This is a genomic window from Novipirellula herctigrandis (assembly GCA_007859835.1).
GTDB lineage: Bacteria > Planctomycetota > Planctomycetia > Pirellulales > Pirellulaceae > Novipirellula_A > Novipirellula_A herctigrandis.
Genome location: SJPJ01000001.1, coordinates 868,762 through 884,127 on the forward strand (window position 1 = coordinate 868,762; position 15,366 = coordinate 884,127).

9 protein-coding genes are annotated in these 15,366 nt (G+C 52.2%); 7 read left to right on the top strand and 2 right to left on the bottom strand.

Features of this window, described 5'->3' with window-relative positions:
- Window positions 1-789: 789 nt before the first annotated feature.
- Window positions 790-1,947, bottom strand: a complete 1,158-nt coding sequence (locus CA13_RS02930) for a coiled-coil domain-containing protein (RefSeq protein WP_146394527.1) — start codon at window positions 1,945-1,947, stop codon at window positions 790-792.
- A 193-nt stretch (window positions 1,948-2,140) separates the two neighbouring features.
- Between CA13_RS02930 and xseB the strand changes: the two genes are divergently transcribed.
- The 4 genes from xseB to CA13_RS02950 all read left to right on the top strand — a co-directional run bounded on the left by xseB (window position 2,141) and on the right by CA13_RS02950 (window position 6,431).
- Complete coding sequence (gene xseB, locus CA13_RS02935; protein WP_146394528.1) at window positions 2,141-2,569, top strand: exodeoxyribonuclease VII small subunit; 429 nt, start codon at window positions 2,141-2,143, stop codon at window positions 2,567-2,569.
- Window positions 2,570-2,596: 27 nt separating this feature from the next.
- Window positions 2,597-3,508 carry a polyprenyl synthetase family protein gene (locus CA13_RS02940; RefSeq protein ID WP_419193867.1) on the top strand — a complete coding sequence of 304 codons (912 nt, stop codon included), beginning with the start codon at window positions 2,597-2,599 and terminating at the stop codon, window positions 3,506-3,508.
- A 12-nt stretch (window positions 3,509-3,520) separates the two neighbouring features.
- Entirely contained in the window at window positions 3,521-5,488 is a 1,968-nt protein-coding gene (gene dxs / locus CA13_RS02945) for a 1-deoxy-D-xylulose-5-phosphate synthase (RefSeq protein ID WP_419193868.1), read from the top strand.
- 61 nt (window positions 5,489-5,549) lie between these two features.
- Entirely contained in the window at window positions 5,550-6,431 is an 882-nt protein-coding gene (locus CA13_RS02950) for an NAD(+)/NADH kinase (RefSeq protein WP_146394529.1), read from the top strand.
- Between the two features lie 15 nt (window positions 6,432-6,446).
- Here the strand turns inward: CA13_RS02950 and CA13_RS02955 are convergent, their stop codons facing one another.
- Complete coding sequence (locus tag CA13_RS02955; protein WP_146394530.1) at window positions 6,447-7,625, bottom strand: sensor histidine kinase; 1,179 nt, start codon at window positions 7,623-7,625, stop codon at window positions 6,447-6,449.
- Between the two features lie 210 nt (window positions 7,626-7,835).
- Here CA13_RS02955 and CA13_RS02960 point away from each other — a divergent pair, with 210 nt between their 5' ends.
- The 3 genes from CA13_RS02960 to CA13_RS02970 all read left to right on the top strand — a co-directional run bounded on the left by CA13_RS02960 (window position 7,836) and on the right by CA13_RS02970 (window position 14,946).
- Window positions 7,836-10,004, top strand: a complete 2,169-nt coding sequence (locus tag CA13_RS02960; RefSeq protein WP_146394531.1) for a hypothetical protein — start codon at window positions 7,836-7,838, stop codon at window positions 10,002-10,004.
- 70 nt (window positions 10,005-10,074) lie between these two features.
- On the top strand, window positions 10,075-11,823 hold the full coding sequence (locus tag CA13_RS02965; protein WP_419193869.1) for an arylsulfatase: 1,749 nt from the start codon (window positions 10,075-10,077) through the stop codon (window positions 11,821-11,823).
- 147 nt (window positions 11,824-11,970) lie between these two features.
- Window positions 11,971-14,946 carry a LamG-like jellyroll fold domain-containing protein gene (locus CA13_RS02970; RefSeq protein WP_419193870.1) on the top strand — a complete coding sequence of 992 codons (2,976 nt, stop codon included), beginning with the start codon at window positions 11,971-11,973 and terminating at the stop codon, window positions 14,944-14,946.
- Window positions 14,947-15,366 lie beyond the last annotated feature (420 nt).

Consider the following 15,366-nt stretch of genomic DNA (forward strand, 5'->3'; position numbering starts at 1 on the left):
AGAATCAACGGTAGAAAAACAGGAATGAAGACAAGTAGAAACTTCAAACCAATACCGGCGGTCCTCGAGACGAAATGCCATTTCGTTCTTCTTGCAGCGCAACGAGCCGATCGTCGGGACGAACATTTTCGCAAACATGCGGGCCCGTCGGGACGTTTAAAACGATCCGGACCGGTTGGCTCGTCAAAGTCCGAGCAGCGCACAGAGCGCACAAACCGTTACATGCGGAGCGTCCGAACGGCTCTATCTGTGAAAGCTCTTGTTGTTTGGATTCTACCGATGCAGTTTCTTGATGACTGCAACAACAATGCCCCGAGCAGATCGCTTCCGAAGAAGCATCCGCCGTGGCCGCAACGCTCGTCTCGAGCGAAACGTCCGATTGTGGATGCACATGATGATGCGAGGCGGGCAAAAGCCAACCACCCACCAAGTAGGCAACCAAAGCAATTCGGGAAATCGAATTTGTCACAGAAAGGAACAGGGTATTGAGCACCGAGACAGATAGAAACGTGCAAGTGGTACGCAATTCGTACAATAGCTGTTCAACATTATGCAACTTTAATCTGCCTTGGAAAGCGAGTTTATTGCGCTTTCATGGTATTTTCACACAGAAAACGCTGGCTTTCACGCGGCGGCCCACGAATTTTCGAAATTCCGTGAACCGAATCCGATCGGCACGCCCCTCGGAAAGCTCTCGATTCCAGATTGCCACAACTTGCCTAACCTACAGCCACGCCGTTAGTCCCTTCCCCGCTTACGCCAGAGGACGGATCGATGACGCTGGTTTCCCTAGGAATCGTTACCGGCCAGACCTAGCTTGGCGAGCCATTTTCTTGAATGCCCGTCCGCTTGCTCGTTTTGTCTTGATTCGTGACGAAGATGTTCGAGCTGTTCTTCTAACCCCGCCGCTTGTTTTGACAACTCTTGCCGTTCACGCGACAACTTAGCTCGCTCGAGCGACAATTCGATTTCCGATTGACGGAACTTCTCTTCCCATTCGACTTGCAATTGTTGCAAACGCTCGCGTTCTTCGCGGACTAGCTCGTCACCGTCGATCATCCCTGCGATCGCGGCCGCACCGACGGCGATCCCCGATTGGCTTGAATCAGGCCGATTTTCGAGCAAATGATTGAGCTCCGTAATCTCGTCCTCGCGACGCTCCAGTTCTCGGGTGCGCCGCGATAATTCTTCGTTCAAATCGTTGACATAGGCAACCGGATCGTCGATTGTATTTTCCGCTGCGGCGTCGTCTTTTAAGTGCTGTTCGATCGTGTTGCTAATAAAGTCGTCGGCGTCAAACGAATCTTCTTCCATTTGACGGAGAATCAACTGTTTACGTTCTTCCCACGAAAGTGACTCGTTTGAATCGGAGGAAGTCGTTTCGAGTGATTTCTTAACGCCTTGGCTAGCGACTTTTGCCGCTAAATGTGCGTTCTGCTGCTCGAGTTCATCGTAGTCTTCCTGCATTCGCTGGTTCGCGGCGGTCAGCTCGAAAACTTGGTCGCGAAGCGATTCGAGTTCAAGCAAATCGTCTGCGGACACTGGCGACGCAATTGGTTCCGAAGACGCAACGGGATCCGGTTCACGTTGAACCGATTGACGCAGCTCGTCGACATCCGCAAGAAGCTGCAACAGCAGCGATGAGTTTCCGACAACCGCTTCGACGAGGCGATCATTAACCGAACTGGACTCTTTCAGATCAGCGGCACTGGCTTCTTCAATGTTGCCAGACTTTTCGGCGGTACCAAGTTCTTCCGTCTCAACCGGTCCTTCCGCCCTTATCGCCACGGATTCGATAACCGATTCATGCGTTATTACCGCTTCAGCATGCTCAACCGTCTCAACGACATTATCGCCAACCTGACCGACTGCTACCGAACCTGCTTTCGGGGCGTGCGGCGACCGCTGGGGACTGGTCGTTCGATTTCGTTGAGACTTCCGAGACATGAGTATCGTTTTATGAGACACGTTAAACGCAACCAGACGCATTTCGCCTCGTTCACCGAAACGCTAAAATACGGTTGATTGTCTGATCCGCGAATCTTCTTGATACGTAGGATCAATTAAAAAAGGGCCGTATCTGATCACCCTTTCTATACTTCATCTCTACGTCGTAACCGAAACGCTGTCAAAAATACACATGGCAAAAAAGAAAAGGTCTCCTTCGGATTCTGACGAAGGTACCAATCCTGACGAGATGGACTTTGAATCCGCGATTGGCGAGGTCGAAGGGATCGTCCATGAACTCGAATCAGGTGAACTTGGCCTGACCGAATCGCTAAACCATTACGAAGTTGGGATCAAGCGTTTGAACGAATGCCACAAATTGTTGCAGTCGGCCGAGCGAAAAATTTCGTTGTTGTCAGGCTTTGATTCTGACGGAAATCCTCTCACCGAACCTTTCGACGACGATGCAGAGGTGTCACCCAACAAAGCAGGGCGAAAGAATCGAAACGCGAAGTCCAAAACCAACAAAACGACGTCGACCAACCCGAGTTCGAAGAAGACTCGTAAAGAGGATTTCGACGATGATGCCGGTGACGACGATGATGTGCCCGGCCTGTTTTGACCCATGAATCAAGAAAACCCCTCTGCAATGGATGATCTTCGTCCACTAATCGAAGATGCTCTTGAAAAGGCTTGCCAATTCGGGGATGGTTGCCCCCCTCGACTGGGTCTCGCTATTCGGTACGCGGTGTTGGCCCCCGGTAAACGGCTCCGTCCCGCAATGGTGCTAATGGCAGCCGAAGCATGTGGTGGCCAATTTGCCGACGCGATGGGCGCGGCAGTCGCAATCGAGATGATTCACGCTTATTCCCTCGTTCACGACGATTTACCAGCCATGGATGACGACGATTTGCGACGTGGCCGACCCACCGTTCATGTTGAATTTGATGAACCAACTGCGATCTTGGTCGGCGATGCGCTGCAAGCCGAAGCGTTCGCACAACTTTGTTCTAACAGCATTTCTCGAAATATTGCCCCCGCAAAAACGGCCGAAGCGGTCCACGTATTGGCTCGCGCCGCTGGGGCCGCTCACCTAGTCGGTGGTCAATTTGATGATTTGGCAGCCGAACAGCCTCCGAAACCGGCGGAAAATGGACTTCCAAACGACCCTACCTTGCGTACACTAACCCACCTCGAATCGATCCATCGACGCAAAACAGGTGCATTATTTTCGGCTTCGCTCGAACTTGGGGCGATTTTTGCGGGAGCCATACCGAAATCACGGCTCGCCCTTTCCAATTACGCTAGTGACTTAGGATTGGCATTCCAAGTCGTAGACGACATGCTCGATTGGACTTCGAACAATGAAACCTTGGGAAAACGTGTTGGAAAAGACGCTGCCAAGGGCAAATTGACCTATCCTGGGTTGATGGGCATCGACGGTGCGAGGGCAAAGGCACAACAACTCGTCCAATCCGCTCGTGAACATGTTGCTGTTTTCGGCGAGTCGGCTTGGCGGTTAACTCGGTTAGCAGACTTTGTATTGCAACGGACGCACTGAATTGACATTTAGATGGAACGTCTTTTGGCGGACACGATGATGAACACCCCTGAAAAAGCAGCTGCAAAACACCCACTTTTGGCGAGCCTCGCTGATGCGACGCCTCTTCGTAGGATGTCGCGTGACGAATTAGCTTGCTTGGCCGCCGAAACGCGCGATGTGCTTTGCAACCTGTTGGCAACTCGGACGGCTCATTTTGCCTCGAACCTTGGCGTTGTAGAGCTATGCATTGCTTTGCACTGCGAGTTCGACTTTCGCACCGACCGATTGATCTGGGATACGGGCCACCAAATTTATCCGCATAAATTGGTGACTGGCCGATATCACCAATTTCCCGCCATCCGGACGCAGGGCGGGTTGATGGGTTATCCGAATCCGCACGAAAGTGTCTACGACTTGTTCATGACGGGTCACGCCGGTGCAAGCGTTAGTACTGCGGTAGGCCTTCGTAGTGGCGATGTTCTGAACGGCAATGAAAAACGACGCACGGTTGCCGTGATTGGGGATGGTGCGTTCCCTTGTGGAATGGTCTTCGAGGCAATGAACAATGCCGGAGAACTCGAAGAAGATATGACCATCGTTTTGAACGACAACAAGATGTCAATCTGCCCTCGCGTCGGTGCCGTTGCCACCTACTTAGACCGATTGCGTTCGAACCCCTATTACACTGGCCTGAAAACAGAAGTCATCCGATTGCTCGATCGTGTCCCGATGTTCGGTGACCCGACCGAGCGGTTATTGGCACAGATGAAAGAGGGTGTCAAAGCAGGCCTGCTTGGTGGCATGTTGTTTGAAGAATTAGGCATCCGTTACGTCGGTCCAATTGATGGCCACGACGTTGCGTTAATGCGTAAATACTTGGCGATGGCTCGTGAAATGAAGGGCCCCGTGCTACTTCACGTCGTGACAGAAAAAGGACACGGCTACAAACCCGCGGCCGAAGACCCCGTTTTTTTCCACACGCCACCTGCATTCCAAGAAGAAACCGGCAAACCGATCGCAACGGCCAGTAGCGGATGCCCGCCATTCACACTGCATGCCCGCAACGCGATCAGTCGTGCCATGGCCGAAGATGAACGGGTTACGATCATCACTGCGGCAATGTGCCAAGGAAACAAGCTCGAACCCGTCCGCGAACAATTCCCTGATCGCTTCTTTGATGTTGGCATTTGCGAATCACACGCGGTTGCGTTTGCTGCGGGACAATGCAAAACAGGCCTGCGACCGATCGTCGACATATACAGCACGTTCTTGCAGCGGAGCTATGACCAAATTTTCCAAGAAGTAGCACTTCAAGATTTGCCGGTCGTCTTCATGATCGACCGAGCGGGGTTGACCGGCCCCGATGGACCGACGCACCATGGCGTCTACGACCTCGGCTATTTGCGACTATTCCCCAACATGGTCGTGATGGCTCCGGGCTATGCAGCGGAAGTTGACATGATGCTCTGCAAGGGTTTGACGCACGAACATCCTGTTGCGATTCGCTATCCGAAAGCATCCGCCATTGAATTGGAAAGTTTAGGATTGAATCATTCGCCCGCTCCGATCGAAATTGGTAAGAGCGAGCGGATTCGCGAAGGACGCGATGGCACGATTGTCGCCTGTGGCGCGATGTTGGATCAAGCATTGGCGACAGCCGAATTACTCAGTTCCGCAACGGAACATTCACTGAATGTTGGTGTCGTCAACGCTCGGTTCGTCAAACCGATCGACCATGCAATGGTTCGCGAAACGATGAGCGAAGGAAAATTCGTCATCACTCTTGAAGAACATACAAAGGTCGGTGGGTTTGGATCGGCATTCTTGGAATCCGCTGTCCAGCAACGATTGGACACTCGGTTGATCCATCTTTTAGGTCTAAGTGACACATTTATTGACCATGGTGATCGCCATGAATTATTGGCCCAGCAGGGACTCGGCGCCGAACAGATCGCTCAAACGTGTCGGGAAGCTTCGAGTTTAGTTAATGCATTTTGAGACAAGCATGAAGCTACGTTTCCCAGAGCGTGGTTTGAAACGAACATAAAACGAAAGAATCATGCCATCACGCGAAACAGTTAAATGGTGTCACGATGGTGATCGGCCAAGCGTGGTGGTGTTGGGGGCGCCGAACCGTGACCGCGTGCAAGCGGAACTTGACCGTTTGCGACCGGTGATCGCCGCCAAAGCCGATATCGTTGCCGAAGACTTGCTGTTTCGGTACGAATTCCAAGACGAAGAAATTGACTTGGTCATCGTCCTTGGTGGCGACGGATCAATTTTGCAAGCTGCCCGGCAAATGGGACAAACTCAATCACCGGTTTTAGGGATCAACTGCGGCCGACTCGGCTTTTTAGCAGCACTTTCCCCAGATGATTTTCTGCACGCATGGCCGGCTGTGATTCGAGGCGAGTTTGATGTGATCGATCATTTAATGATTAACATCAAGGTGCTAAGAGATGGTAAAGAGATTGCCGAGCAATTGGCACTGAACGAAGTTGCGATTCTTCGAGGTGCGCCTTATCTGATCTTGGATATCGATTTGTATGCCGACGGGCATTTAGCGACTCGCTACCGCTGCGATGGTTTGATCCTTGCGACTCCGGTTGGCTCCACCGCTCATAACTTGTCAGCCGGTGGCCCCATCCTGAGACGGAATCTGCAGGCCATCGTGATTTCGCCAATCAGTCCTCATACGCTGACCTATCGTCCGGTCGTTGATTCAGCGGATACGGTGTTTGAGTTGTCGGTGACCGAACCTTACGAGTCGACTAGCGTGGTAGTAGACGGACGAATATTGAGCCAATTGCTGCCCGGCGACCGCGTGCGAGTCGAACGAGCCGACCCCACGTTCAAGATGCTTTCGGTTCCAGGGCAAGACGACTACCGAACGCTTCGGGAAAAACTCGGCTGGGGCGGTTCGGTCAATTCTGTCAAATAACCATCGATCCACATTCTAGCTTGGCGCTTGCCGCGACCGGTCGCACTTGATCTCGAGGCAAAACTCAGTTCCTTCGCCTGGCTCACTCGACACCGTCATCAAGCCATCGTGCTTCTCGATAATCGCTTTGGAAAGAGCCAAACCTAAACCACAACCGCGTGTCTTGGTCGTGAAAAGCGGCTCCATAATTTTTGCCAAATTCGCTTTATCGATTCCTACGCCATTGTCTTTGACGACAATCTTTGCAGAACCACGATGTTCACTCACACGAAATACAATTTCGCCTCCGAGGGGCATCGCATCGATCGCATTGCGAAGCAAATTCGAAAGCACCACTTCGATTTGGTCGGCACAACCGAGTGGCGTCGGAGCGGATTCCCCGATCTCGACGGCTACATCAATGTTTTTAGGAATGCTTTGGGATTCAATCACACTGTTGATTGTGATTTTCAAATCGATCGGTTTGAGTACCGGCATCGGCAGTCGAGCAAAGTCGGTCAATGTCTTGACGATCGCGCTGGCTTTGTTGACCTGCCGATCCAGCAATTGATAATGCTCGCTCAGTTTTTCAGCCGGAATATCGCTTGCGCGAGTCAGATAATACACGCCCGCTTTGAGTGCATGTAGCGGGTTTTGAAGCTCATGCGCGATCCCACCGGCGACTTGGCCAATGGTGGCCAAACGTTCCGATCGCTTAAGACGTTCGCTGTGTTCCCATTCGTACGCCGATTGGATCACTGCTAAATCCATGTCGAGAAGCATGTTGAGCGACTCCAACACTTGGAACAATTCACTCGTTTCGCCCACCCAACGGTCTTGCAGGACACGGATCAACCCTTTCCGCAATCGTGAATGAGCGGCATTTGTAAATATTTGTTGCAGTCCAATGCTTACGTGACGGCCACCCACCTGCCAACGCCTTAGAACGTACGCATCGTCGTACACTCCCGAAAAGAGTTCGCGGAGCCATTGTACCAAAGAGCCTTTGAGTCGCTCGACTTGGTCGTGACCGCCGGTGATGACTCGGCGTGTGCTTTGATGCCGTTCGATTTCTTCATAGAAATCATCGATCAACAGCGCAAGAGAAGGCTCCACCAGCTCAAACGAATCGGCAACACGTTGCGCATCGTCGCTTGTCCATTCGACATACCGTTTTAGCATTCGGTATTGTCTCAGGATAATATCAGCGTCCATGGTGAACGAATCCGAATCAAAATCAGTAATCGGCGGGGCCCCTATTTCACAGCAACGATCATAGCCGTTGATGCGAATTCCGAAAACCAAGCCAAGTGGAGCATCCAGCAAAAAGTTTCCATGTGTCGCACCCAAAGCCACTGCCGGTATACCATCGATCCACTATAATCATGCCTTCCAACTCCCACCTTCCTACCCCACCTTAACACCGTGAAACGCCGCCCGATCGTTTCGATTTGCCTTGCCGTCCTTTTGATCGTCTTCTCTGTGCCGAGTGTCGCACAAGAGAAAGCACCGTTTTCCTTAGACTGGACGACGTTTAATCAATCGGTCATCGACCTGAGCGGTTTCCTTGATGCGCCCGCTGGCGCCGGTGGTTTCATCCGCCCCGCCAGAGAACATTTAGTGGACAAAAACGGCAAACGTTTGCGGATTTGGGGAGTCAATCTGGGTGGGCCCTCTTGCTTTCCCTCACACGCCGATGCCGAGAAGCTTGCCGATGCGTTGGCTCGTTTGGGCGTCAACTGTGTCCGCTTCCATGGCCTCGATTCCAACTGGGGAACCAGTTCGATTGATCGCACCGGTGGCAAATCATCGCAGCTCGATGAGACGAATCTTGAACGCTTCGACTATCTCTTTGATCAACTGCGTCGTCGCGGCATTTACGGCAATTTGAACCTGAATGTCTTTCGCACCTACGGGGACAAGGACGGACTTCCCGATGTCGATGAACTAGGCCTGGGAAAATGGGCCACCCATTTTCATCCAAGGATCATTGAACTCGAAAAGAAGTACGCAACCGATTTGCTCAACCATGTTAACCATTACACCGGGAACCGCTACGCCGACGAACCCGCTGTATTGGTCGTCGAAATCGTCAATGAAAACTCGCTGATCGAAGGTTGGATCAACGGTCGCTTAGTCGGCAAGAATGACAACAGTGGCGACACGTGGAGTCCGCTACCGGTCGTGTATGCCGAAGAACTCAATCGCCAATTCAATGGTTGGCTCTCCCGAAATTACTCCGCTGAACAAATTGCCGGCTTCCGCAACGAATCGAGTTTGTCGGATAACCAACCGTTCACGCTTCTTTCACCCGATCAGTTCCGAGCGGTTTCCCTTGATCGGTTTAAGGCGGACTATCAGTTTATCCTGATGACCGAACGATCGTTTCTGTCCCAAATGAAGACGCTAATCAAAGAGACGATCGGGCTAAAATCGATGCTGATCGGTGATGCGGACCATAGTGATTCCATCAATGGCTTTCCGCATATTCTCAACAATTCGATCTTCGATTATTTGGATGGACATGGGTATTGGCAGCACCCATCGATTGGTCAACTCACGAAAGTGAAAAATGATCCGATGGTGAATGACCCGAGTGATTCGACCATTGTGCAATTCGCTCGAACACCAATGGTCGGTAAACCGTTTGTCATCAGCGAAACCAATCATCCCTACCCGCATCGCTATGCCGTGGAAGGATTCCCAATCGCCGCAGCATACGCAATGCTTCACGATTGGGACGGCATCGTTTTTCATGAATTTGGACGAGGTGTCTACGACCATCCAAATGCGATTGAAAAGAACGGGTGGTTTAGACTCAGTTCGGATCCAATGAAGATCAACGAGATGATGGTCTCCGCTTTGATGTGGCACCGTGGCGACGTAAAACCGGCCAAACAAACGATCGTCCGCACGATCTCTCCATCGGAATTGCTTGCCAACACTCGCGTCGAACAATGGCTCGAGCGACCATTCTTTGACAATGCCTTTCCAAAGACCTTACCACTCGTCCACCGGGTGCGATGGAAGTTATCGCCTGAACCAGTAACACAAGAATATCCTGAGGAGCCGAATCCGGCTGACATCGTTTCGGATACAAATGAACTGCGTTGGCACGGAGCGGACAAGAAACGAGGCCGAGTGGTGATCGATACACCTAACGTTCAAGCGATGATTGGGTTCATGCGTGACGAACAAAACGGGAACTATCCGGGGGCTTCGCAGTTATCGGTCGACATCCGCAACCTCTTCGCCGCCGTCGTGTTAGTCAGCCTCGACGACCAACCGATCCGCTCGAGCCAGAAAATGTTGCTATTTGTCGGGGATCGATCCGCGAACAGGGACCTCACTTGGGAAGACGATTTTCAAACGGTGGCCAATTGGGGTGCCGGCCCTGTCGCAATCAAGCCTGTTTCCGGAAAAGTAAGTCTTGGGGGACTCGATAAGGGAGCCCCGCTACAAGCCACCGTTCTCGATTCACTCGGTCAGCCCACCGACAATAGGTGCACGACCTACCTGCAAGACAACGGTTGGCACATTCAGTTAAACAATCCCGCTACAATGATGCTGCTCCTGGAACGAGCGTCAAAGTAGCCGCGAATAGCGCCAAATCGTTGCCCGTCTGGTGAACGTGTTCAAATCAGCCCACCTTGGAATTTCCACCATGAATCATCATCGCCTCACCACAATCTTCCTCACCACACTGATGGCGTTGGCCGTGCAGGCCATGATGCCGCCAAACATACAGGCTCAATCTAGCCACGCTGAATCTTTCCAGCGACCAAACATTATCTATATCCTCGCGGATGATATGGGATTCTCGGATGTGGGCTGCTACGGCAGCGAAATCGATACACCAAACCTAAATTTGCTCGCCGAGCAAGGTGTTCGATTTACTCAGTTCTATAACACGGGCCGCTGCTGTCCGACGCGGGCCAGTTTGTTATCGGGACTCTATCCACACCAAACCGGCGTCGGACACATGATGGAAGACCGTGGTTACGACGGCTATCGCGGCGAACTAAATCGTCATTGCGTAACGATCGCGGAAGCATTGCAGTCCGCCGATTACCGCTGTTATATGACCGGCAAATGGCACGTCACCAAAGCGGTAAAAGCGAAAACAGAAGCGGAAAAACAGAATTGGCCGCTACAACGTGGATTCGATCGCTATTACGGCACCATCACTGGCGCGGGGAGCTTCTTCGATCCCTCATCATTGGTTCGTGACAATACGTTTGTGTCGCCCTTGAATGATCCTGAGTATCCTGAGAGTCATTGGCCCGGTGAAACGTACTACTACACCGATGCAATCGCTGACCAAGGGTCCAAATTCATTCGCGAACATCATTTTCAATCGGGCGATCAACCGTTCTTTATGTACGTTGCCTTCACCGCGGCGCATTGGCCTATGCACGCGTTGCCCGAGGACATTGAAAAGTACAAAGGCGAATACGACGCTGGTTATGACGCGATCCGAAACGCACGATATGAACGGATGATTGAACTTGGACTGATCGACGCGGACAACACCGTCAATTGGCCCATTCCCAAAAAGTTGAAAGAAACCGAACATTGGGATTGGGACAAACGGAACATGGAAGTCTACGCTGCGATGATCGATTCGATGGACCGTGGCATCGGACGGATGGTCGAATCGCTCAAGGCAACTGGACAATTCAACAATACGTTGATCTGTTTCTTGCAAGACAACGGCGGATGTGCCGAAGCCTACGGACGGGGTGGCAAAGGAACCGATCGTGCGTCCAAACCGCCACTATCTCCGCTGTCTGCCGACTACATACAACCGGATGCACTACCGAAACAAACTCGTGATGGCTACCCAATACGACGAGGCAAAGGAGCGATGGCAGGCCCAGCGGATACGGCAATCGGTTACGGAATCGGATGGGCAACCGTATCAAATACACCGTTCCGTGAGTACAAACATTGGGTACACGAAGGCGGTATTTCGACTCCTCTTATTGTGTCTTGGCCAGACGGCATATCGCGTCGCGGAGAGCTCGAAAGAACACCTAGCCATTTGATTGATTTGATGGCCACCGCAGTGGATATTTCCGGTGCAGAGTATCCGACAACCTACCACGAAGGCCAAGCCATCTCGCCGATGGAAGGAAAGAGTTTGATCCCCGCGTTTCAAGGGAAACCAATCGATCGCGAAGCAATCTATTGGGAACACGAAGGCAATCGAGCGGTGCGCGTGGGCGATATGAAATTGGTCGCTAAAGGCAAAAATGGAAAGTGGGAGCTTTACAATATTGCCAAAGACCGAAGCGAGCAAAACGATTTGAGCAGCGAGATGCCCGAGAAGCAAAAGGAACTGGCCGCCCTTTGGGACACGTACGCCGAACGAGCCAACGTGTTGCCGCTATCGCCAAAGAGGAAGCCATAATGATTGTTGCGAGTACGCTTTCCAGACCGAACGAGTCTACCAAAGTGAGGCTCCGATAACTCCGTGATTGGGCTAAAGCCGCTCTCCTGCATCCTGATGCTCGTGTTCGCCACCAGCCGCCTATCGGCATTGGATCCAATTTCAATCATGCCTCAGGAATCGGATCGGACGACCATGTGGTGGGCCGACGGGTTTCCATCGCATTCGCCCTCAGCTCGGTGGCATCGTTGTTTCCAATCGGGGAATTACGGATTCGTTCTTGATACCGAGACGATGCAAATCCCGCACTTTGGACCGCTGGACATTCCAAATGCAGTAACGACATTGCCACCTGCACAACTTGGCCTGCGAATCGTGGTCGACGGAAAGACCTACGAGTGTGCCGCAGGCGGAAAGTGGACTAAGCACGGCGGCCCGAGACTGATCGAATCGGGCCGATTTTTCCAACGTGGCGACGTAACCGATTTAGTTTTCACATCCACCGACGAGCAAGAACTCAACGTCGAAGCAAGATTTGAAACGGCCGCCTGGTCAGATCGCCTTGGACTCATTTTCGCAGCTCGCCCCGCAATCATGCCGATCGAAGCGGGTGAAAAGAGCTTTGGTCGAATCGGCGGCGGCTTCGGGCTCGACGGTACAAACCATCTTGAAGTAAAGCATTCCGCTGAATTGGATAGCAAACATTTCACGATCGAACTTTGGGCCTATGTACCCCACAACTACCAAGCCTCCGAGAAAACGTTTCCGTGGCTGGTTTGCAAAGATCGAAATGAAGAGGTCGATGGCAACTTCGGAATCATCTTTCTTCATGGTCGGGCACAAGCAAGACTCAATATCGGTGGCGGCCGCGACAACGCGTTTACTGCGACGGCTGATCTCCGCGATGCTTTGAAATTGAACACTTGGAACCATTTGGCAATTAGCTACGACGGTGATTCATTACGACTGTATGTCAACGGCCGGGAATCGGCAAAACAGCCGATCGGCCGAAAACGTGTGCCCAGCGATGGCCCCTTGACCTTCGGCCGAAGGCAAGACAACAGTGGCGACGGATATCACTTTCGCGGTGTCATCGATGAATCAACGTACTACGATCGCGCTCTCAGCAGCAGTGAAATCCTTCAGCATTTTCGACATCCGGATGTAGTCGATGCCAAGGTTAAGCCAACAAAGCAATGGAGATTCCGCAGCGATGGTGTCGGATTGAAGACCGCACCCCGTTCGATTTGGAAGTCGGCCTCGTTGGCGATTGGACTGCGTGGACCAAACGGTACATTGTCGAATTCTCTTGATCTTCCAACAAAAGGAAAAACAGATCCTTCACAATGGAATGAAGTGTCGCTTGCCATCGACCCCATCGCATTTGAAAAGGTCTCTGCAAAGTGCGATGTCAATGTTCGCGCCACGGAGATCGCAAATGGCGAAGCAAGGCCGGTCAAGTACAACTCGGTGCTCGGTTGGCATCGGATCAACTTGGATGGAATTGAACCGATCGTGCCGAACACGGCGGGCAAAGATGCCGAAGCGAACAAAAATAATTCGATGGAACGCATCAAGCTCGTTTTGTCCAACCCTAGCGATCAGCCGCAGATCGCAAGGCTGATGTTTGAGAAGACATCGGGTGGTATCAAGCAACATGTCGGGTCGTCAATTACGGGTGTTTCCGCGGTGCTTCGTGACGCCCAAGGTCATCCAACTGGCATCCCCGTTCAGCTAAGCAAGAATTGGCACACCGACGCGGAAGCCGGTACCTACCGTGGCGATTGGTTTCATGGGATCTCGCAAGTGCGATTGTTGGCGAACGCGACGGTTGAGTTGGAATTGTCGATCGTCTACGGACACTGGGGTGGTGTTGCCGCCGCATCACATACCCAGCTTTGCCTGATCGGCTGGGGAAGTAACCAAAGATGGGACCAAAGTGCGCTCGGGGCGTGGGGCGAGAGCATTTGCTACGAGCCTGATCAAGTACAAGCGAATTGCAGCATCACGGATGTGCGACCGTTGATGGTCCGAGCAACGGACAATGCTCAGGCGTGGCGATGGACGTGTAACGTCGGTGGTGGCGACTACTTTCGCATGTTCGATCCAAGCGGGAATCGAGTTCCCCATACGGCGATGAAAACGACCGAACATCGTCAAGGCCCATGCCTTACCGAAGTCACTTTTGACGGTCACTTAGGAAGCGGTATCCGTCAAGCGGCGACGGTCAGTTTGTCGCGCACCGATGATCTGGTTCGTGGCACCTACCGATTGCGGATGGCAGTAAAAAAAGCCACGGACTTCTCACGATTGGTGATCTTCCAGATCGGAGCTGACACCTATAGCTCCACCGGCGAGCGAAAAATGGCGATCGGCGACACTACCGGATTGTTGAAAGAATGGAACACTCAATGGGGCGGCAATACTTATCGAACCAATCCGGTTGCCTGCACCGGCCGCGCTACCTGGGTCTCACTTCACGATGCGGTGGCTCGCCCCAAACAAGGCAATCAAGAAGCATGCGCGAATCGTGGCGTCGTGATTCGTTCATGGAAAGCGAGGCTTGGCGGAAAGGACACTCCGCCTTGGATCGCAGAACACGGTGTCAATGCTCGAGGCCATGACACGTCCACGATCGATTTCGTTGCGCCGCCTGGAATCACTCGTTTGGAACCTGGCGATTTCGTCGACGCCACGATTGAACACATTGTTATGCCACAGTTTGCCCGCAACTACTACGGACCCAACGAAGCTCTTCGATCTGCACTAGCGCAGCACGAGAACACATGGCAAATGATTCATCGCGAGGCGGTCAACAACGATCGCAAGGCAGAAGCATCGATTGGCAAGATCCAACGCACCTACCCCGATGTCCGCATTCACACGCTGAACAACGAAGCAAAATTGACGCTTTCGGGCGGCCTTGGTTACGTGCCGATCACCTTCACCGACCTGAGTTCACCAAGCCACTATGAACTTGTCGTCGATGGCCATCCGCTCGATCAAAGCGTTCATGGCAACGATTTTTGGCAGACGGAATACGACGCGACCAGCAAGCGTTGGAGTCAGACCTATAATCTTCCGGCCAAAATCGCCGGACCGCAGAACATCCATTTCCGTGTAAAGAAGCTTAAAACCCAATGAACCCACTTCAGCGGTCTCAAAGGCGAATCGATATTCACAAGCGTCCCTGAACCTTCTTTACTCGCCATAAGGGGGCTGAGCGTTGCGTGAAGAGCATCAAAGGCATTTTTTTCCCATGTTTTGGAAGCAGAATTCGAATTAAGGGAGGGTTACGGAACGTTAACGCGTCTCGGCTAAATTCCGTTGCGACCACCTATTTTGGCTGGCCTGCCCCAACGGTAGCGAGAGGCCTCAATCCAATTCTTACACCAATTGGTATAGCTTAGGTGCTCGACGGATGATAAATGGCCTGGGGGATAAATGGCCTGGGAAAGAACGAGCGTAACTCACTGATTTTTGCGAATTTTTCCGACTTCACTAGTTTAGATTTAAGAAGGCACGCCCATTGCCATCAGGCGTGAAATATTGCGTCAGGATTGA

Coding starts and splice junctions, on each gene's coding strand:
- CA13_RS02930 (WP_146394527.1), bottom strand. CDS start 1,947: ATGTCTCGGAAGTCTCAACGAAATCGAACGACCAGTCCCCAGCGGTCG.
- xseB (WP_146394528.1), top strand. CDS start 2,141: ATGGCAAAAAAGAAAAGGTCTCCTTCGGATTCTGACGAAGGTACCAAT.
- CA13_RS02940 (WP_419193867.1), top strand. CDS start 2,597: ATGGATGATCTTCGTCCACTAATCGAAGATGCTCTTGAAAAGGCTTGC.
- dxs (WP_419193868.1), top strand. CDS start 3,521: ATGGAACGTCTTTTGGCGGACACGATGATGAACACCCCTGAAAAAGCA.
- CA13_RS02950 (WP_146394529.1), top strand. CDS start 5,550: ATGCCATCACGCGAAACAGTTAAATGGTGTCACGATGGTGATCGGCCA.
- CA13_RS02955 (WP_146394530.1), bottom strand. CDS start 7,625: ATGGACGCTGATATTATCCTGAGACAATACCGAATGCTAAAACGGTAT.
- CA13_RS02965 (WP_419193869.1), top strand. CDS start 10,075: ATGAATCATCATCGCCTCACCACAATCTTCCTCACCACACTGATGGCG.
- CA13_RS02970 (WP_419193870.1), top strand. CDS start 11,971: ATGCCTCAGGAATCGGATCGGACGACCATGTGGTGGGCCGACGGGTTT.